18 protein-coding genes and 3 pseudogenes are annotated in these 17025 nt (G+C 70.4%); 12 read left to right on the top strand and 9 right to left on the bottom strand.

Features of this window, described 5'->3' with window-relative positions; genetic code table 11:
* The first annotated feature begins 8 nt into the window (after positions 1-8).
* The 5 genes from ACFY2B_RS28240 to ACFY2B_RS28220 all read left to right on the top strand — a co-directional run bounded on the left by ACFY2B_RS28240 (position 9) and on the right by ACFY2B_RS28220 (position 5218).
* Positions 9-761, top strand: a complete 753-nt coding sequence (locus ACFY2B_RS28240; RefSeq protein ID WP_390765875.1) for an SDR family NAD(P)-dependent oxidoreductase — start codon at positions 9-11, stop codon at positions 759-761.
* A 362-nt stretch (positions 762-1123) separates the two neighbouring features.
* Positions 1124-2278 carry a prephenate dehydrogenase gene (locus ACFY2B_RS28235; RefSeq protein ID WP_390765874.1) on the top strand — a complete coding sequence of 385 codons (1155 nt, stop codon included), beginning with the start codon at positions 1124-1126 and terminating at the stop codon, positions 2276-2278.
* A 151-nt stretch (positions 2279-2429) separates the two neighbouring features.
* On the top strand, positions 2430-2990 hold the full coding sequence (locus ACFY2B_RS28230; protein ID WP_390765873.1) for a TetR/AcrR family transcriptional regulator: 561 nt from the start codon (positions 2430-2432) through the stop codon (positions 2988-2990).
* Between the two features lie 81 nt (positions 2991-3071).
* On the top strand, positions 3072-4268 hold the full coding sequence (locus ACFY2B_RS28225; protein ID WP_390765872.1) for an MFS transporter: 1197 nt from the start codon (positions 3072-3074) through the stop codon (positions 4266-4268).
* A gap of 44 nt (positions 4269-4312) precedes the next feature.
* The gene (locus ACFY2B_RS28220; protein WP_390765871.1) at positions 4313-5218 is read left to right on the top strand and encodes a zinc-binding dehydrogenase; all 906 of its coding nucleotides are present in this window, start codon (positions 4313-4315) and stop codon (positions 5216-5218) included.
* Positions 5219-5364: 146 nt separating this feature from the next.
* On the opposite strand, the gene ACFY2B_RS28215 is transcribed toward ACFY2B_RS28220, so the two are convergent.
* From ACFY2B_RS28215 to ACFY2B_RS28195, 5 genes and pseudogenes are all read right to left on the bottom strand, one after another.
* Positions 5365-6132, bottom strand: a complete 768-nt coding sequence (locus ACFY2B_RS28215) for an SDR family NAD(P)-dependent oxidoreductase (protein ID WP_390765870.1) — start codon at positions 6130-6132, stop codon at positions 5365-5367.
* A 222-nt stretch (positions 6133-6354) separates the two neighbouring features.
* Positions 6355-7770: an oxygenase MpaB family protein gene (locus tag ACFY2B_RS28210; RefSeq protein WP_390765937.1), complete on the bottom strand. Its 1416-nt coding sequence runs from the start codon at positions 7768-7770 to the stop codon at positions 6355-6357.
* Positions 7771-7862: 92 nt separating this feature from the next.
* The gene (gene uppS, locus ACFY2B_RS28205) at positions 7863-8576 is read right to left on the bottom strand and encodes a polyprenyl diphosphate synthase (RefSeq protein ID WP_390765869.1); all 714 of its coding nucleotides are present in this window, start codon (positions 8574-8576) and stop codon (positions 7863-7865) included.
* 328 nt (positions 8577-8904) lie between these two features.
* Positions 8905-9024, bottom strand: a pseudogene (locus tag ACFY2B_RS28200) (SDR family oxidoreductase); the annotation flags it as partial.
* Between the two features lie 34 nt (positions 9025-9058).
* Positions 9059-9631: pseudogene (locus tag ACFY2B_RS28195) on the bottom strand (SDR family NAD(P)-dependent oxidoreductase); the annotation flags it as partial.
* Here ACFY2B_RS28195 and ACFY2B_RS28190 point away from each other — a divergent pair.
* A complete protein-coding gene (locus ACFY2B_RS28190) occupies positions 9630-9857 on the top strand; it encodes an acyl-CoA thioesterase (protein ID WP_390765868.1) in 228 nt (75 codons plus the stop codon). The pseudogene ACFY2B_RS28195 and the gene ACFY2B_RS28190 sit on opposite strands and share 2 nt — an antisense overlap.
* Before the next feature lie 94 nt (positions 9858-9951).
* On the opposite strand, the gene ACFY2B_RS28185 is transcribed toward ACFY2B_RS28190, so the two are convergent.
* A complete protein-coding gene (locus ACFY2B_RS28185; protein WP_390765867.1) occupies positions 9952-10662 on the bottom strand; it encodes a FadR/GntR family transcriptional regulator in 711 nt (236 codons plus the stop codon).
* 192 nt (positions 10663-10854) lie between these two features.
* On the opposite strand from ACFY2B_RS28185, the gene ACFY2B_RS28180 reads away from it, so the two are divergent.
* Positions 10855-11427 carry a TetR/AcrR family transcriptional regulator gene (locus ACFY2B_RS28180; protein ID WP_390765866.1) on the top strand — a complete coding sequence of 191 codons (573 nt, stop codon included), beginning with the start codon at positions 10855-10857 and terminating at the stop codon, positions 11425-11427.
* Positions 11428-11436: 9 nt separating this feature from the next.
* Here ACFY2B_RS28180 and ACFY2B_RS28175 read toward each other — a convergent pair whose 3' ends face one another.
* Both ACFY2B_RS28175 and ACFY2B_RS28170 read right to left on the bottom strand, forming a co-directional pair.
* Positions 11437-11961 carry a CoA transferase gene (locus ACFY2B_RS28175; RefSeq protein ID WP_390765865.1) on the bottom strand — a complete coding sequence of 175 codons (525 nt, stop codon included), beginning with the start codon at positions 11959-11961 and terminating at the stop codon, positions 11437-11439.
* A gap of 95 nt (positions 11962-12056) precedes the next feature.
* Positions 12057-12224, bottom strand: a pseudogene (locus tag ACFY2B_RS28170) (CoA transferase); the annotation flags it as partial.
* Positions 12225-12390: 166 nt separating this feature from the next.
* Between ACFY2B_RS28170 and ACFY2B_RS28165 the strand changes: the two are divergent.
* From ACFY2B_RS28165 to ACFY2B_RS28155, 3 genes are all read left to right on the top strand, one after another.
* On the top strand, positions 12391-13572 hold the full coding sequence (locus tag ACFY2B_RS28165; RefSeq protein ID WP_390765864.1) for an acyl-CoA dehydrogenase family protein: 1182 nt from the start codon (positions 12391-12393) through the stop codon (positions 13570-13572).
* On the top strand, positions 13572-14330 hold the full coding sequence (locus tag ACFY2B_RS28160; RefSeq protein WP_390765863.1) for an SDR family NAD(P)-dependent oxidoreductase: 759 nt from the start codon (positions 13572-13574) through the stop codon (positions 14328-14330). The genes ACFY2B_RS28165 and ACFY2B_RS28160 overlap by 1 nt, the downstream gene beginning before the upstream one ends.
* A gap of 315 nt (positions 14331-14645) precedes the next feature.
* Positions 14646-15080 (top strand): NAD-binding protein, encoded by a 435-nt coding sequence (locus ACFY2B_RS28155; RefSeq protein ID WP_390765862.1) that lies wholly within the window; start codon positions 14646-14648, stop codon positions 15078-15080.
* 41 nt (positions 15081-15121) lie between these two features.
* On the opposite strand, the gene ACFY2B_RS28150 is transcribed toward ACFY2B_RS28155, so the two are convergent.
* Positions 15122-15973 (bottom strand): LysR family transcriptional regulator, encoded by an 852-nt coding sequence (locus ACFY2B_RS28150; RefSeq protein ID WP_390765861.1) that lies wholly within the window; start codon positions 15971-15973, stop codon positions 15122-15124.
* A gap of 80 nt (positions 15974-16053) precedes the next feature.
* On the opposite strand from ACFY2B_RS28150, the gene ACFY2B_RS28145 reads away from it, so the two are divergent.
* Together ACFY2B_RS28145 and ACFY2B_RS28140 are read left to right on the top strand one after the other, a co-directional pair.
* Positions 16054-16548 (top strand): cupin domain-containing protein, encoded by a 495-nt coding sequence (locus ACFY2B_RS28145; protein ID WP_390765860.1) that lies wholly within the window; start codon positions 16054-16056, stop codon positions 16546-16548.
* Positions 16549-16625: 77 nt separating this feature from the next.
* Positions 16626-16988 carry a DoxX family protein gene (locus ACFY2B_RS28140; RefSeq protein ID WP_390765859.1) on the top strand — a complete coding sequence of 121 codons (363 nt, stop codon included), beginning with the start codon at positions 16626-16628 and terminating at the stop codon, positions 16986-16988.
* The last annotated feature ends 37 nt before the right edge of the window (positions 16989-17025 follow it).

The raw sequence follows: 17025 nt of genomic DNA, 5'->3' as shown, positions 1-17025 counted from the left end.
ACGACATCATGAGTGGAAAGCTGAGCGGGAAAGCGGCCCTGGTCACCGGCGGCAGCAGGGGAATCGGCGCGGCCATCGCGCAGCGCCTCGCCGAGGAGGGCGCCGATGTCGCCATCACCTACCAGGGGAACAAGGACGCTGCCCAGGCCACCGTCGAGCGCATCACCGAGAGCACCGGCCGACGCGCGCTCGGCATCCAGGCCGACGCCGCCGACGCGGACGCCGTCGCCGCGTCAGTGGAGCAGGCCGTGCGGGAGCTGGGCCGGCTGGACATCCTGGTCAACAACGCCGGTGTCAACGACATGGCCCTGCCGAACATCGTGGACACCCCGGTGGAGACCATCGACTGGATTCTCGACGTGAACACCCGGGGATCGATCCTGGCGGCCCGCGCGGCGGCCCAGCACCTCCCGGAGGGCGGCCGGATCATCAACATCGGCTCCTGCCTCGGCGAGCACGTCCCGGCCGCGGGCTTCGCCACCTACGCCGCCAGCAAGGCCGCGATCACCGGGCTGACCAAGGGGCTCTCCCACGACCTCGGGCCGCGCGGCATCACGGTGAACGAGGTCGCGCCCGGCTCCACGGACACCGACATGAACCCTGAGGACGGCCCGGCCTCCGCGTACCAGAAGGGGCTCTCCCCTCTCGGCCGATTCGCCAAGCCGCAGGAGATCGCGGCGGCGGTGGCGTATCTCGCCTCCCCGGAGGCCGCGTTCACCACCGGCACCCGCATCGGCATCGACGGCGGCGTCAACGCCTGACGCGCCCGTTCCCGAACGGCCCCGGCCGGCCCTCCCTCGTGGAACGGGCGGGCCGAGGCCCCGGCCTCGCCCGGGAATGCATCATGCTCTCCCCCACCCCCGGCCTTCCTCACGCCCGCCCGACCGGGACCCTGCCCCGCATGACCGCCCCGCACAGGATCCCGGCCCCCGTCGCCACGGGCCCGCACCGAGCCGACGGGACGTACCCGCGCCACCGCCACCCGCTCGGCCTCCGCCCTTCGAGCCGACCCCCCGAGACCCACGCCCCCACTTCAGCCGGGCCCTCGGCGTCGGCTTCCCGGCCGGGGAGATCGCCCGTGGCCGGTGCCATGGCGCCCGCTTCCCAGAGCCACCGCCCACACATGAGACAACCCGAGTCGAACGAAGGGGACGACCCCGTGATCCGCACGATGGCAGTAGTCGGGACAGGGCTGATCGGCACGTCCGTGGCGCTGGCGGCGCGGCGCGGGGGCGTGGCGGTCCACCTGCTGGACGCCGACGAGGCGAACGCCGCCACGGCGGTGGCGCTCGGCGCGGGGGTGCTCGGCCCGCCGCGGGAACCCGTCGACCTGGCGGTGCTCGCGGTGCCGCCCAGCGCGGTCGTGACCGTCCTCGCCGAACAGCGCGCACGGCATCTGGCCGAGGTGTACACCGACGTGGCGAGCGTGAAAGGGGCGGTGGCGCGGGCCGGGGAAGCACCGGGCGACTTCATCGGCGGCCATCCGCTGGCCGGGCGGGAGCGGTCCGGGCCCCTGGCGTCCCGGGCCGACCTCTTCGAGGGGCGCCCCTGGGTGCTCGCCCCGTCCCCCGAGACACCCACGCCGGTCCTCAACCGCGTACTCGAACTCGTCTCGATGTGCGCGGCGATCCCCGTACTGATGGGGAGTCAGGACCATGACGCCGCCGTCGCCCTCACCTCCCACGTGCCCCATCTGGTCGCCTCGCTGACGGCGGCACGCCTCCAGGGCGGTTCGCACGACGCGCTTCGCCTGGCGGGACAGGGCCTGCGAGACGTGACCCGCATCGCGGCCGGCGACCCACGTCTGTGGGCCGACATCCTCCAGGCCAACGCCCTCGGTGTGGCGACGGTCCTGCGGGAGCTGACCGGTGACCTCGCCCGGGTCCTGGCCGCGCTCGACGAGTTGGCCGCCGTGGGTCCGACGGACGCGGAGGAGTCGGCCAAGACCCTGGTGGAGGTGCTGGAGCAGGGAGTGGCGGGCCTCGACCGGATCGGACCCCGCACGGCGCGGCCGGGACCGCACGTACAGCTGCGGGTCAGTGTGGGAGGGCGGCCGGGGGAACTCGCCCGGCTGCTCGCCGCGCTCACCGAGTCCGGCATCACGGCCGATGACCTGACACCGGTCCACTCGCAGCGGCAGGGGACGCTGGCCGTGCTGTTCGCGGTGCCTCTGGCCCCGGCCCGGCGCGTGATCGCCGGCCTCTCGGAAGAGGGATGGCAGGCCGAGATCTGGGACCCGCAGACCGCGCCGAGGACGCCGACGGGATGCGGCTCGTGACGTGTCGCCGCGTGCGCGGGCGCCGCTGCGGACGCCCGCGCGCCGCCGCCGAGCGGTCCTGACCGGCGCCGTTCTCGTATTGTTCTGACTGTTCCATAAGCTGTATGGTGGAGTTATGGGCCGACCGCGATTGTTCGACGAAGATCAGGCAGTGGAAGCTGCGTGTCGCGTCTTCTGGGCCAAGGGCTACGAGGGCGCGACCACCGAGGACCTCTGTGAGGCCACGGGACTCGGTCGCAGCAGCGTCTACAACACGTTCAAGTCGAAGTCGCACCTCTTCCGCAGGTCTCTCGATTACTACGTCCACATGATGACTGCCCGTCAGATCGCCGTGCTCGGCGAAGACGGTCCGAACGCCCTGGAGCGCGTCCGGGGGCTCCTCACGGTCGTCATCGACGGGGAGATGGAGAGCCGTCGGGAGGGGTACGGGTCCGGTTGCTTCACGGTGAACACCATCACCAGTCTGGCCTCGAAGGACCCGCTCGTCGCGAAGATCATCGACACCGACCTGGAGCGGCGGCTGTTCTCACTCCGGTCCGTGATCAAGAGCGGAAGACTGGACGGATCCATCTCCTCACCCCGGGACGCGCAGAGCCTGGCCTGGTATCTGGTGTCCGTGATCTACGGAATGCGCGTCGCCGCCCAGTCCGGCGTCGACCGGCAGATACTCGACGACATCGCCACCACCAGCCTGGACGCGCTGACCACCTGACCCCTTCCTCCGCCACCCCGGCGCTCACGCATGTCCAATTTTGGAATGCGCAATACAAAACATCGGGAGAGACCACATCTCATGCCGAAGTCCGTCTATCTCATGGCCCTCGGGATCTTCGCCATGGTCACCAGCGAGTTCCTCGTCGGTGGTCTCATGCCGCAGATCTCGGACGACCTGAACGTCTCAATCCCTCAAGTCGGATACCTCATCACGGCCTTCGCCGTGGCCATGGCCGTCGGAGGCCCGTTCGCCGCCGTGGCGGTCCTGAGGTTACGTCCGAAGCGCGCCCTGCTCGTGCTGTTCGTCGTCTTCCTCGCGGGCAACGTCCTCGCCGGGATCTCCACCACCTACTGGCTGATGGCGGTGGCCCGGGTCATCACCGGCACGGCGTCCTCGGCCTTCTTCGGCGTCTCGCTCTCCGTGGTCGCGCAGATCACCAAGCCCGAGATCCGGGGCCGCGCCATCGGACTCGCCATGCAGGGACTCATGGTCGGCACCCTGCTCGGCCTGCCCATCTCCACACTCGTGGGCGAACAGTGGGGCTGGCGGGCCGGGTTCGTCGCCGTCGGCGTCATCACCGTGCTCGCCGCCGTCGCCACCATGATCGTCCTGCCTCCGCTGGAGCACTCGGCGGACTCCGGGGACTTCCGCGAGGAGGTCCAGGTGTTCCGGGCGCCGAAGCTCTGGCTCGTGCTGTGCACCTCCACGCTCATCATCGGTGCCACCTTCGCCGCCTTCTCCTACTTCACACCGATCTTCACGGAGGTCACCGGATTCTCCCGTGGCATCGTCCCGCTCCTGCTGCTCGCCTACGGCGCGGCGACGGTCATCGGGAACGGGGTCGTCGCCCGGCTGGCCGACGCGCACACCATCCGCGTCCTCGTCACCGGCCTGACCCTGAACACCCTCTTCCTGGTGGCCTTCGCGACCCTCGCCGAGATCAAGATCCCGGCGGTCCTCGCCATGCTGGGCATCGGCTTCGTCGGCGTCACCATGAACCCCGCCATGATCAGCAGGGTGCAGCGCATCGCCAACGCCCGGCCGCTGGTCAACACCATCCACTCCTCCTTCATCACCCTCGGCGTGGTCATCGGTTCCTGGATCGGCGGCATCGGCATCAACCACTACGGGCTCACCGCGCCCCTCTGGCTGGGTGCGATCCTCGCCGTCCTCGCGCTGGTGGCCCTGATCCCCGACCTGGGGCAGCTGCGCCGTGCCGGCAAGCCCACCGAGACCGCGCTGCCCACCCCGGAGCACCAGATGGAAAGCGCCTGAGGGACCCGAGGAACCCGGCAACCCGTACCACTGGAGGCAACACCATGCGTGCCCTGGTCGTCGACCACAAGGAGCCCGGGCGGCTCGCGCTGGCCACCGTGCCCGACCCCGTCCCCGGTCCTGACGATGTCCTGGTCAGGATCTCCGCCATCTCGCTCAACTACGGAGAACTCCCCCGCTCCGACGACATCCCGGCCGGGACCGTGCCCGGCTGGGACGCGGCGGGGACCGTCGAACGGGCCGCGAGCAGCGGCCCGGGGCCGAGGCCGGGTGACCGCGTCGTCACCTGGGGCTGGGGCAGCGGCTGGGCGGAGTTGCGGGCGGTTCCCGTCGGCGAACTCGCCGTGCTGCCCGAGGAGGTGTCGTTCGTCGATGCCGCCACCCTGCCCGTCGCCGGCATCACCGCGCTGCGTGCCCTGCGCGTGGCACAGGTCCTGCCCGGCCGGCGGGTCGCCATCACCGGGGCGTCGGGGGGCGTGGGACGGTTCGCGGTCCAGCTCGCACACCTCGCCGGGGCGGAGGTCTACGCACTGGTGGGCCACACCGCCCGCGGCGAGGGTCTACGGGAGCTGGGGGCGGACCACGTCATCACCGGTGCGGACGAGATCGACGCCCCGTTGGACGTCGTCCTGGACAACGTGGCCGGGCCGCAACTGGCCGAGTTGCTCGACCACATGGCACGTGGCGGGGTGGTGGTCTCGATCGGGTCCGCCTCAGGGGCCCCGACGACCCTGCGCCCCTCCCACCTCCTGGCTCGGCGCCTCACCCTGATCGGCTACCAGGACGCCGGTGACTCCGCCGCCGACCTCGCGTACCTCGTGGGTCTGCTCGCCGAGGGCAGACTGCAGGCGAGCGTGGACCTCGTCGGTGACTGGAAGACGGCCGGCGACGCGGCGACGGCACTGCTGGACCGTCGTATCCGCGGCAAGGCGGTGCTCACGCTCGGCTGACGGGAGACCGGAAACGCACGACGCCCGGCCGGGAACTGCCTGTTCCCGGCCGGGCGTCCTGCGTCACGCGTCCTACTCGGCGTCATGACGCCGGTCCGCCCAAAATCGGCGGTGACGGTCGAGGTGGGTCCCGTGTCCCCGTCGCGTCAGGCCAGATAGCCGCCGTCGATGTTGAGGACCTCACCGGTGACGAAGGAGGCGGCGGGACTGGCCAAGAAGAGCACACCGGCCGCGATCTCCTCCGGACGGCCGTAGCGGCCGAGTGCGTTGGCCGCCCGCTGGGCATCCGCGGAGGGGCCGGTCGGCGGATTCATGTCGGTCGCGACGGCGCCGGCCTGGACAACGTTGACGGTGATGCCCCGGTGCGCCAGGTCACGCGCGGCCCCCTTGCTGTAGCCGACCACGGCCGCCTTGGTCGCCGCGTAGTCGGCCACCCCCAGAAAGCCCGCGCGGCTCGCCAGCGTGGAGCCGACGGTGATGATGCGGCCCCCGTCACCGAGCACCCGGACGGCGGCCCGGGTCGCGGCGAAGACGGCGTTCATGTTGACGGTGAGCTGCCGCTCGAAGGACACATCGTCACGCTCGGCGTCGTCGATCGAGCCGTTGATCGACACTGCCGCGTTGTTGACGAGGATGTCCAGGCCACCGTGTGCCCGCGCCACCGAGTCGATGAGGGCGACGACGCGTGTCGGCTCGCTCTGGTCCGCCTCGTGGGCGACCGCGTAACCGCCCGCGTTCTCGATGTCCTTGACGACGGACAGTGCCTTCTCCTTGGAGGCGGCGTACGAGAAGGCGACCCGTGCGCCCTCGGCGGCCAGTGCCCGCACAATGGCCGCCCCGATCCCCCGCGATCCACCCGTCACCAGGGCGACCTTGCCGCGCAGTGTCTTCTCCGATTTCCCCGTCCGGTCCATCAGCTCCCCAAGCGTGTGTGGTTGTCCTTGCTGTTTCGAGGGAGAGTATTGGATCTTCCAGTTCACAATTCGGTGGACAATCCGTGGGGTGAACGGACGGATTCCCGGTCCTGTGCGGGAAAACGAGGCTGCTCGCGCCCTCATCCCCACCGGAACGAGTGAGGACTTCCATTCGACGCGAGTTGACGCCGGTGGTCTGGCGGCGCTGCGCCGGGAAGCTGGTCAGGCTTCGGCCAGCAAGGGGTCGTACGGCGTCGAACGCCCGCGACCGGACATGAAGGCCAGGAAGTCCCGTACGAAGGCGCTGCGCGTGTAGGTGCCCTCGGCGCCGGTGATGTCGCGGTGAAACGCAGTCCGGAACAGCGCTCGGTATTCGTCCGCGTCGATGTGCTGGTTGCCGTCTTTGTCGGTGACGTCAAAGAGGACCTCGGAGAGCCTGATCAGTGCGGGACCCGCCATGGACGGAACTGCCGCCACGTATTCCGCGGCGCTGATCCGGCCGTCGCCGTCGGTGTCGCATTCCGCCTGGAGTTCGCGCCACCAGTCGGCGAAGGCGTTGTAGAGACTTGTTTCTTCCGGTTCGTCCAGGTCGAGGCGGCCGGACAGTTCGCGGGCCATGGCGGCGAGGTCCGGCCAGTCCAGGTAACGGTCGCCGGTCTGGTCCAGCACGTCCTGGAAGAATTCCTCCGCACTGCGCCGCGTACCGGTGCTTGCGGTGGGTTCCGGTGGCGGGGGAAGGGGGGTGACGAGCCTGAGCAGGGCACCGGCTCGCTGCATCCTGTCGCGCAGAGCGGTGATCTTCCGTGCGCGCGGGTCGTCGCTGTCGGGAGAGAGGGCCAGCAGTTCGGCGATGCCTTCTGCCTGGATCCAGTTGTCGGGGAGGAAGCGGGCCAGGCCGGCGGCCAGGTACGCGCTGTGCATCAGGGTCTGAGCGCCGGGCATGTCCGGCAGTCCGGCCCGTCTGCGAAACGACTCCGGGAGGGACGCCACGGTGATCGCCCCGATGACCGGGCCGGCGACGGCGCGGCCGGTCGCCCAGAGCGTGGGCAGGCCGTTCAGCAGAGGGGGAACGGGGAGGTGGTCGAAGAGCTTGTAGAGAATGATCCGCATCGCGTCCGTGTTCTCCAGTTCCTCCTCGACCACGCGGTCGTAGTACCGCCAGAAGTCATGGAGGGTGTGCGGCAGGTGACCGGGCTCGTCTCCCATGGCCGCGAGGAACGCCTGGAATTCCAGGTACAGGCGCTCCATGACGCTCTGTTCGAGGGGCTGTCCGCTGAGCCGGCACATGGTGACAGCGCTCTCGAACAGCGTCGCGACCACCCAGGCCCGGGCGCCGGGGTCCATGGCGTCGTACGGCCGGTGCTGTGCGTCGGTCCCGTTCAGCCGTGCGTGCAGGCGGTTGAGCCGTCCCGCCTCCTTGAGCCGTACCTGGTCGTCGGCGCCGAACATGCGCTGCATGCTCATGAAGGTGTTGCGCAGCCGCCGCCAGGGATGGGCGACGAAGGTGGAGTTCTCGATCAGTGCCGCGCCGATCTGTGGGTGGGCCGCCTCCAGTACGGTCGCCCGGACCATCGCCAGCGCCCAGCGCGGGTCGTCGAAGAACTCGTCGAACTGCGAGCCGGGGCCGAACAGGGGCATCGGCCCGCCTGCGGCGTCGGGCCGTCCGGAACCGCCGTCACGATCGGTGGCGCCTGCTCCGCCGCTGCTCGGGTGGCCGCCGTCTGCGTGGGTCAAGATCGGGATTCTCCGTTCCGGTCGGGCAGCACGCCGCCGAAGCGACGATCGCGTTGCTGATAGGCGTGCAGGCACTCGATGAAGTGCGGCGCGCGGAAGTCCGGCCACAGCACCGGCGGGAAGACCCACTCGGCGTAGGCGACCTGCCAGAGCATGAAGTTGGAGATGCGCTGTTCACCCGAGGTACGGATGACCAGGTCCACATCGGGGGTGTCGGGAAAGGGCAGGTGAGCCGCGAAGCTCTGCTCCGTCACCGCGTCGGCCGGCACTCCACTGCGGATCAGTGATCGCGCGGCCTCGACGATGTCCCTGCGCCCGCCGTGATCGAACGCGACCGTCAACGTCATGCCCCGGTTGCCACCGGTCACCGTCATCAGGTCGGCGAAGTCCCTGGCCAGTTCCGACGGAATCCGTGGGTCCGTCACGCCGAGGAAGCGGCAGCGAATCCCACGGGCGTGCAGGAGCGGGGCGTGCTTGCGCACCACACGGCGTACCAACTGCATGAGAAAGTCGACCTCGTCGCTCGGCCGACGCCAGTTCTCGGTGGAGAACGCGTACAGGCTCAGCCATTCGACCCCCGCGGTCCTCGCCGCCTCCATGACGTCGATCACCGTTGTCTCCGCGGCGCGGTGCCCCGAGGTCCGGGGCAACGACCGCTGCGCCGCCCAACGGCCGTTGCCGTCCATCACGCAGGCGACGTGACGCGGCACTCCGCGTGGACCCCGGTCGTCCCGGCAACGAGGAACAGGGGAAACTGCGGCACCGTCGGTGGCCTGCTCAACTGCCAAGTCCGCTCCCTCAGCACGCGTTGGACGCCTTGCCCTCTCGCACGAGTCCTGCCCCGACGGCCCGCCCGCCGCCGTTCACGGGCCGCCCGCTGCTCGACGTCACCGCCGTCGCGTTGGCTCCCCGGTGACCAGGTACCCCAGCAGGGTGACAGCACCGGATCCCGCGCAGCAGGCGAGTCACACAGGTTCACCCTTCGCGTGTATGTCGTATTTGATGTTCCCGCGGGCGAAAGGTCGCGTCGGGCTCGGTCTACATGAAGGCGCCGCCGTCGACGTGAATCGTCTGGCCGGTGATGTGACGGCTGGTCTCCTGGCACAGGAAGACCACCGCCTCCGCGATGTCGGTGGGTTCGCCGCCCGGTGCCCAGGGCGTTCGCCTGTGCGGAGTCGGAGACCGCCACCCGCATCTGTTCCCGGCTCCAACGTCGTCTGCTCATGGGGGTGTCGACGATGCCCGGCGAGATCACGTTGCAGGTCACTCCGTGTGGGCCGCCGTCGATCGCCAGCACCTTTCCCAGGGCGGTCACGGCGGCTTTGCTCGCGGCATAGCCGGCCCCGCCCGCCATCGGCCGGACGGCGGCGTCCGAGCTGATCAGGACGATGCGGCCGGACCGTCGCGCGCACATGGGTCCGAGGACGCGACGAGCGAACCGAAACGTTCCCGTCAGGTTCACTGCGAGCAGCCGGGCCCAGAGGTCATCGGGAAAGGCCGAGACCGGCGCTCCGCCGGAGGTGCCGGGCGGCGTGACCAGGATGTCGGCCGGTCCCAGCCTTCGTTCCGCTGCTGACGTGGCTGCCTCGACGTCCTCCGCCGACGTCACGTCGCACCTGATGACAGTGTCGAAGCCGTCCTCGACGGTGGCGTCGGAGGTGTCGAATACCGCCACCTGTGCCCCGGCGTCCCTCAGCGAGCGGGAGAGCGCACGTCCGATCCCGCTCGCACCACCGGTGACCCAGGGCCGTTTTCCCGTTGTGATGACGATACGGAGTGCTGGTATGACGACGCTGAGCCTGGACCACGGCGTCTGGTTCCATGCGGCGTTCCGGGTGGACCAGCGGCTGTACTACGAGCAGGAGAGTCACTGGGCCGGCCGAGCACGTGCGCTGTGCCGGGGCCGGTTCTACGACCGGGGCGGCACGCTCGTCGCCAGTGTCGTGCAAGAAGGGCTGGTCCGGCCGCTCGCCCGGGAGAGTGCCACGTGACGCAGCGGCCCACCGCCCCAGGAATGCGGCGGTGGGTCCGGGCGGATCGGTGGCCGATCGGTGGCGCCGCCGTGGACGACGGCACCGCACCGGCTCACTCCACCAGCTCGACGATGGAGAGTTCGTCTCTGCTGGAGAGCAGTTTCTTGCCGACCTCGGCCATGTGCTCGGCCCAGAACCGCTCAGCCTCCGCACCCGACCGCTTCTCCAGCAGGCCGACCAGCTTCTTGTGCGCGCGGTAGGCGCTGTCCCGCTGCCGGTCCCCGTCGGCCCACCGCAGCAACGCCGCCTGCGCGTGCCGCTTCGAAATGCGCTCAAGGGTCTCCGCGATCACCGTCATGGTGACATTGCCGGAGAGCCCGGCCAACGTGGTGTGCAAGCGCCAGGCGACGTCGGGGAACCGGCCGGCGTCGCCGCGCACCGCGTTCTCCTCGTCGAGCAGTTCCCGCAGCCGGGCGAAGTCGTCGTCGGTCGCCGTCTCCGCGGCCATCCGTACCGCCACCGGCTCGAAGAACATCCGAAACGCATAGATGTCGGCGAGCGTGCCCTGGCGCAGCTGCAACAGCATGCTGAAACTGCGCGCCGTCACCGAGGTGTCCGGGTGACTGACGACCGGCCCGCGGTGCGAGCCGCGCCGCACCGTGATGAGCTGCTGGGCCTCCAGCAGGCGCAGTGCCTCGCGCAACGTCGGCCGCGAGACGTCGTACTCCTCGACCAGCGAGGACTCAGACGACAACGAGTCACCCGGCTGCAGCTCACCACTGAGGATCTTCTGCCGCAGCTCCGAGGCGACGACCTCGGCCATCTTCGGCAGCCGTCGACGCCCTACGGGAGTTCGCTGATCGTTTCGTTGAGTGTCCGGCACGTGTTGCCCCATCTCCGGGATGTTCCGCTACAAACCCTGCACGATGAGCTGCGGCTTGTTATAGCGACATACTTGCCTTAGCCATCTTCACAGTGGTCACACCCCGCGAAGGGGAGAAGCTACGCTGAGATCATGCCATCGACACGTCGTACCGCGCGCCAGACCGATCTGCTGGAGCGACTGGTCGCGCTGTTGACGGCCGAGGGTTTCGCCTCGTTCACCCTCGACGAGCTGACCGAGCGGCTGCGGTGCTCGAAGACAACGTTGTACCAGCTGGCGGGGAGCCGACCGGAATTGGTCCGGGAAGCGGTCAAGCACTACTTCCGGAAAGCCACCGAGGCCATCGAGAAGCAGGTGGCGGACGCCTCGGAGCCGTCGGACCGAGTGGTGGTCTACCTGAACGCGGTTGCCGAGCAGCTCAAGCCGCTCTCCAGGCAATTCCTCGACGACATGGCCCATTTCGAACCGGCCCGCGAGGTGTACGAGGCCAATACGCGCATCGCCGCCGGCCGGATCAGGCAACTCATCACCGAGGGCGTCGCCGCCGGCGCCTTCCGTGACGTCCACGCGGCGTTCGTGGGCGAGGTCGTCGCCGCCACCATGCAGGAGATCCAGCGCGGCGAGATCTCCACCCGGACCGGGCTGTCCGACTCGGAGGCGTACGCCGAGCTGGCGTCGCTCATCGTCCACGCGGTGTCGCCCTGACCCGGCCGGTCACAGGTCGACGCCCCAGTCGCCCAGCACCTCCTCGGAGTCCGCGCCCGGCGCTCCCGGGGCCGACGGCCGTCCGCCGGGGGTGCGGGAGAAGCGCGAGGCCGGTGCCGCCTGGAGCACGCCGTCGGCCTCGACCAGGGTCCGGCGGGCCACCAGATGCGGGTGCGCGCCCGCCTCGGCGAAGGTGAGCACGGGGGTCACACAGGCGTCCGTGCCGACGAAGTGCGCGGCCCACGCGTCACGCGTGCGGGAGGCGAACAGCTCCGTGAACCGTGCCCGCAGCGCCGGCCAGCCGCTGCGGTCGCCCTGCGCGGGTACCCGGGCGGGGTCGACGCCCAGCCCGTCGAGCAGGGCCGCGAAGAAGTGCGGTTCGAGCGCCGCGACGGCGACGTACTTGCCGTCGGCGCACACATAGGTGTCATAGAAGGGTGCCGCTCCGTCGAGGAGGCTGGAGCCGCGCTCGTCCGACCACTCCCCCATGCCGCGCAGCGCGAGCGCGCCCGAGCCGGTGATCCGGGCGTACACGAGTCCCGGATTCCGTCTGCCGCACTCGTCGGGGCCGATCCCCAGCCGCTCGGCAAGGACGGCCGCAGCCCCTCGACGACGACGTCCGTGCGGGCGGCCAGGGCGAGTACGAGTGCCCGGCCCTCGGGCTGTTCGAGATCCGCGAAGACCGACCGGCGGCCTCTCAGCACTATGTCGGTCGCACCGGCCGGGCCGAGCTGGAGCGCGCGCCCGGCGGGCCGCTCGACGCGGACCACGTCGGCCCCGAGATCGGCCAGCACCATCGCCGCGTGCGGAGCGGGTCCGAGTTTGGCCAGTTCAAGAACGCGCAGGCCGGCTAGCGGACCAGCAGATCCACCCCTGGGAAGCATGGCATTACCGTACCCCAGACGATACTCTTGTATCGCTTGGCGTATCAAAAATCCGCAGTGCCAGGACCGAGGGGTTCACATGCCCGCTACCCGAACACTTCCCACAGCGGAAGCCGTCGACCTGATCGACCTGACCCGCGAACTCGCCGAGAAGGAGCTCACGCCCCGCGTCGGCGAGGCAGAAGCCGAGGAGCGGTTTCCCCGTGAGGTCTTCCGCACCCTCGGCCGTGCCGGGCTGCTGAGCCTGCCCTACACCGAGGAACACGGCGGCGGTGGCCAGCCGTACGAGACCTACTTGCAGGTTCTCGAAGAGATCGCGGCCGTGTGGTCCAGCGTCGCGGTCGGTGTCTCGGTCCACGCCCTGTCCTGCTTCGGGCTCGCCGCCTTCGGCACCGAGGAGCAGAAGAAGGAGTGGCTCCCCGACATGCTCGGCGGCGACCTGCTCGGCGCCTACTGCCTGTCCGAGGCGCACGCCGGTTCCGACCCCGGGGCGATGCGCACGCGGGCCGTCAGGGACGGCGACCACTACGTGCTCAACGGCGCCAAGGCGTGGACCACGCACGGCGGGTACGCGGACTTCTACACGGTCATGGCGCGCACGTCCGAGGACCGCTCGCACGGCATCTCGTGCTTCCTCGTACCGGCCGACACCCCCGGAGTGGTCGCCGACCCTCCCGAGCGGAAGATGGGCCTCACCGGTTCCGCCACCGCCACCGTCCGCCTGGAGGAGGTACGCGTCCCGGCGAACCGCAGGCTGGGCGAGGAAGGCCAAGGGCTCAAGATCGCCCTGGCCGCGCTGGACTGCGGACGGCTCGGCATCGCGGCGGTGGCCGTCGGACTCGCCCAGGGGGCGCTGGACCACGCCGTGCGCTACGCGCAGGAGCGGGAGACCTTCGGCCGGCCCATCATCGACCACCAGGGCCTGGCCTTCGTCCTCGCGGACATGGCCGCGGCGGTCCAGTCCGCCCGCGCCACCGTGCTCGCCGCCGCGCGGCTCAAGGACCAGGGGCTCCCGTTCGGCTGTGAGGCGTCCGTCGCCAAGCTGGTGGCCACCGACAACGCCATGAAGGTCACCACCGACGCGGTCCAGGTGCTCGGCGGCTATGGGTACACCCGTGATTTCCCGGTCGAGCGCTACATGCGCGAGGCCAAGGTCATGCAGATCTTTGAAGGCACCAACCAGATCCAGCGCCTGATCATCAGCCGTGCGCTGAAGAAGGACGACCGCGGCGCCCTCAGGGTGCGGAACCAGGAGAACTGATGCGCATCGACAACACCGCCGCGATCGTCACCGGTGGGGCTTCCGGCCTTGGCGCGGCGACCGCGGCAGCCCTCGCGAAGCAGGGCGCGCAGGTCTTCGTGCTGGATCTCGCGGCCGGCATCGAGCGCGCCGCGGACGTCGAGGGCGTCACCTACATCGCGACCGACATCACCGACGGCGCCGCGGTGCGGGCGGCCGTCACGACGGCCGCCGCCGGCGACGCGCCACTGCGCACCGTCGTGAGCTGCGCCGGTATCGGGCCCTCGATGCGGATCCTCGGCAAGAAAGGCGTGCACGACCTGGACCTCTACGCCAGGGTCGTACAGGTCAATCTCATCGGCACGTTCAATGTGCTCGCGCTGGCCGGTGAGGCCATCGCGCAGACCGAGGCCGACGAGCACGGCCAGCGCGGGGTGATCGTCAACACCGCCTCGGTCGCCGCGTACGAGGGCCAGATCGGGCAGGCCGCCTACGCCTCGGCCAAGGGCGGCATCGTCGGCCTGACCCTGCCCGCCGCCCGTGATCTCGCCCAGTACGGCATCCGGGTGTGCACCATCGCGCCCGGCATCGTGGAGACCCCGATGCTCGCGACCATCTCCGAGGAGTTCCGCGCCGGGCTCGCCGCCGGTGTCCCCTTTCCCCGGCGTCTGGGCCGCCCTGACGAATACGCCCGGCTCGCCCTGGCCATCATCGAGCACGACTACCTCAACGGCGAGACCATCCGCATGGACGGAGCCCTCCGCATGGCCCCGCGCTGACCCGGATCGGGTGACGGGGACGCCGGAGAACAGCCCGTCGGGCGCGGCCCGGTCCGCACCGAGCCTCTTCCCCGCCGCGTCCCCGCTGTGCCACCACCGCGGCCGATCGGCTCACGCGGCTCCGGGCGGCCGAAACGGCGCGAACCCGCGCCGCCTGCGGGACGGATGTGCCGGTGGCCGGAGCCGCGCGAGCCGCGGGTCTGCGCCTGCCGCGACCGGGGCCCTGGCTGAAACCCCTCTCGGTGCCTGGACCGGTCCCAAGCGCCCGCCCGATCCGCGTGTGGCTTCCCCGGTCCCCTCGCCAGCGGGCAGCGGATGAAGGCGCTGAACAACGCGCTGGGCAACGCGACCGGTCGGCTCGCGAGCATGGCGGTCGAGGTCGGTGTGCGACTCGGCCTGGACGCGGACCGGGTGATCGAGATCCTTCGGAGCGGCAGTGCGAGCAGCGCGCCGATGGCATCGATGGCCGACCGTCTGATGCGTGATCCGGAGTTCGCCGAGCTGGCCGCGCGACTGATCGTGAAGGAAACGGCGCTGTTGAAGACACCCGAGCAGGCCGCCGCTACGTCCTTGCTCCTGGCCCCCTGCCCGCTCACCGTGGGGGTCACCGACGCCTACTACGACAACTGCCGTCCGGCGCGCACGGTCACCGGCGACTCCGGGCCGGGTGGCGTGGCCGCCCACGCCGTGGACCCCGACAACACCGGCCGGCTCTGGGCCGTCACCCAGCAGTTGCCCGACGGCGCCTGAACACGGCGACGCGCGCCACGGCGGCGGGGCGGGTCAGGCGCTCAGTCGCGGTAGGCGGCGATCGCGAGCCGGACGAACGAGTGGAGCAATGGATTCGTGTCGCCCTCGTTCCAGGCCACCACCACGCGGCTCGGCGGCATGTCGGTCAGCGGCACCACGGTGAGCCCTTGTCCCGGCTTGTGGTCGAGGGGAGTCATCCCGACCGTGCCGTTCCAGAGGACGGCCTGCCGGCATTCCTCGACCGCGCGCACCACCGGGCCCTCGCGGGGTTCTCCGCCGTTCCAATAAGACTGCCAGTGGCGGTCGGTGCCCTCCGGGAACCGGAACCAGCGCCGGTCGGCCAGGTCGGTCAGCTTCAGCCTGTCGTGGCGGGCCAGCGGATCGTCCGCGCGCAGCAGAACTCCCACCGGGTCGGCGCGCAGCTCCCGCACGGCCAGGCCGGTCTGGTCGAACGGGCCTCGGGTCAGGGCGACGTCGACCGCTCCGGCGTGCAGCCCGCAGGTGGGGTCGGTCAGGTCGACGTCGCGGATGCGGGCCTCGACGCGCGGGTGCCGCTGGTGGTAGGCACGGGCCAGTCGGGTGGCGCCGGGATCGGAGCTGTCGCCCAGGATGCCGACGGTGAGGATGGTCGCGCCGGCTGCCGCGGCCACCCGGACCCGTGCCCGGTCGGCCTGGTCGAGCAGGGCGTGTGCCTCGTCGAGCAGTACCGCTCCCACCGGGGTGAGCGCGACACCGGCGGGCGACCGGTCGAAGAGGGCGGCTCCGACCTCGGTCTCCAGCTGCTTGATCGCCCGGCTCAGGGGAGGCTGGCTCATGTGCAGCCGGGCGGCGGCCCGCCCGAAGTGGAGTTCCTCGGCGACCGCCACGAAATAGCGCAGCGTGCGTAGCTCCATGGTGCGACGATACCTGCCCGGTATCGAGGTGCCGGAACGGGTCTTGGACAGTCGCGGTGCCCTGGCTGTGGGATCGGAGCATGACTGATGAACCGAAGGCCGCCGAGCCGATCGCCGATCCCGCCGTGTCAGTGGTCGGTCCGGACGACGGGGAGACGATCGTCCTGGGCACCACACGCATGCGCGTCCTGGAGGACGGCAGCACCACGGGGCACCGGCTCGGGTTCGCCGAGTCCGTGCTCGCTCCGCACACACCTGGCCCGCCGCAGCACCGTCACGCCCAGCACGACGAGGGTTTCTACATCGTCTCCGGCACGGTGCGGTTCACGGTCGGGGACCAGGACCACGACGCGGCGGCGGGCACGTTCGTGATGGTTCCGCCGGGAGCCCCGCACACGTTCGCCAACGTGACCGACCGACCCGCCGTCATGCTCAGCACGTTCACACCCGCCCAGTACGTGCAGTACTTCCGAGAGCTGCGGGACCTGATGGCCGACGGCCGGGCGCTGACCCCTCAGGCCAGCATCCGGACGATGAGCCGTTATGCCACCGAACCCGCCACCGACTTCGCCTGACGGTCAGGACGGCAACGCCGCTTGGCAACATCGCTGGTGACGGTGAGTCACCTGCGTCCGACCCGGAAAAGGGAATTGTGAACGTCGCTTATTGGATCGTCGCCGGGCTGCTCGCGCTGTTCTACCTCTACGGAGGCGGGATGAAAGTGGTGCAGAGCCGTGAGCGGCTCCGCCCGATGATGGCCTGGGTGGACAGCACGCCGATGCCGGCCGTCAGAGCCATCGGACTGATCGAGGTGCTCGGCGCGATCGGGCTGGTCCTTCCGCCGCTGACCGGCATCGCGCCCTGGCTGGCCCTGGCGGCGGCCATCGGGTTCGTGGTCCTGCAGATCGCCGCGACCGGGGTCCACCTGAGGCTCGGGGACCGCCGGATCGCCCTCAATCTCACGCTGGCTCTCTCCGCTGTCGTGACACTCTGGTTGGCGACGACGTGGACGTGATCACCCGACGCCCTCATCCTCAGGAATCTCACCGGAC

This window comes from Streptomyces sp. NPDC001270 (genome assembly GCF_042896695.1).
Taxonomy (GTDB): Bacteria; Actinomycetota; Actinomycetes; order Streptomycetales; family Streptomycetaceae; genus Streptomyces.
Note: the sequence above shows the minus strand (reverse complement) of the source record. Positions and strands in the feature narration are given on the sequence as shown.

Coding starts and splice junctions, on each gene's coding strand:
- ACFY2B_RS28240 (WP_390765875.1), top strand. CDS start 9: ATGAGTGGAAAGCTGAGCGGGAAAGCGGCCCTGGTCACCGGCGGCAGC.
- ACFY2B_RS28235 (WP_390765874.1), top strand. CDS start 1,124: ATGAGACAACCCGAGTCGAACGAAGGGGACGACCCCGTGATCCGCACG.
- ACFY2B_RS28225 (WP_390765872.1), top strand. CDS start 3,072: ATGCCGAAGTCCGTCTATCTCATGGCCCTCGGGATCTTCGCCATGGTC.
- ACFY2B_RS28220 (WP_390765871.1), top strand. CDS start 4,313: ATGCGTGCCCTGGTCGTCGACCACAAGGAGCCCGGGCGGCTCGCGCTG.
- ACFY2B_RS28215 (WP_390765870.1), bottom strand. CDS start 6,132: ATGGACCGGACGGGGAAATCGGAGAAGACACTGCGCGGCAAGGTCGCC.
- ACFY2B_RS28210 (WP_390765937.1), bottom strand. CDS start 7,770: ATGCCCCTGTTCGGCCCCGGCTCGCAGTTCGACGAGTTCTTCGACGAC.
- ACFY2B_RS28190 (WP_390765868.1), top strand. CDS start 9,630: ATGACGATACGGAGTGCTGGTATGACGACGCTGAGCCTGGACCACGGC.
- ACFY2B_RS28185 (WP_390765867.1), bottom strand. CDS start 10,662: ATGGCCGAGGTCGTCGCCTCGGAGCTGCGGCAGAAGATCCTCAGTGGT.
- ACFY2B_RS28180 (WP_390765866.1), top strand. CDS start 10,855: ATGCCATCGACACGTCGTACCGCGCGCCAGACCGATCTGCTGGAGCGA.
- ACFY2B_RS28165 (WP_390765864.1), top strand. CDS start 12,391: ATGCCCGCTACCCGAACACTTCCCACAGCGGAAGCCGTCGACCTGATC.
- ACFY2B_RS28160 (WP_390765863.1), top strand. CDS start 13,572: ATGCGCATCGACAACACCGCCGCGATCGTCACCGGTGGGGCTTCCGGC.
- ACFY2B_RS28155 (WP_390765862.1), top strand. CDS start 14,646: ATGAAGGCGCTGAACAACGCGCTGGGCAACGCGACCGGTCGGCTCGCG.
- ACFY2B_RS28150 (WP_390765861.1), bottom strand. CDS start 15,973: ATGGAGCTACGCACGCTGCGCTATTTCGTGGCGGTCGCCGAGGAACTC.
- ACFY2B_RS28145 (WP_390765860.1), top strand. CDS start 16,054: ATGACTGATGAACCGAAGGCCGCCGAGCCGATCGCCGATCCCGCCGTG.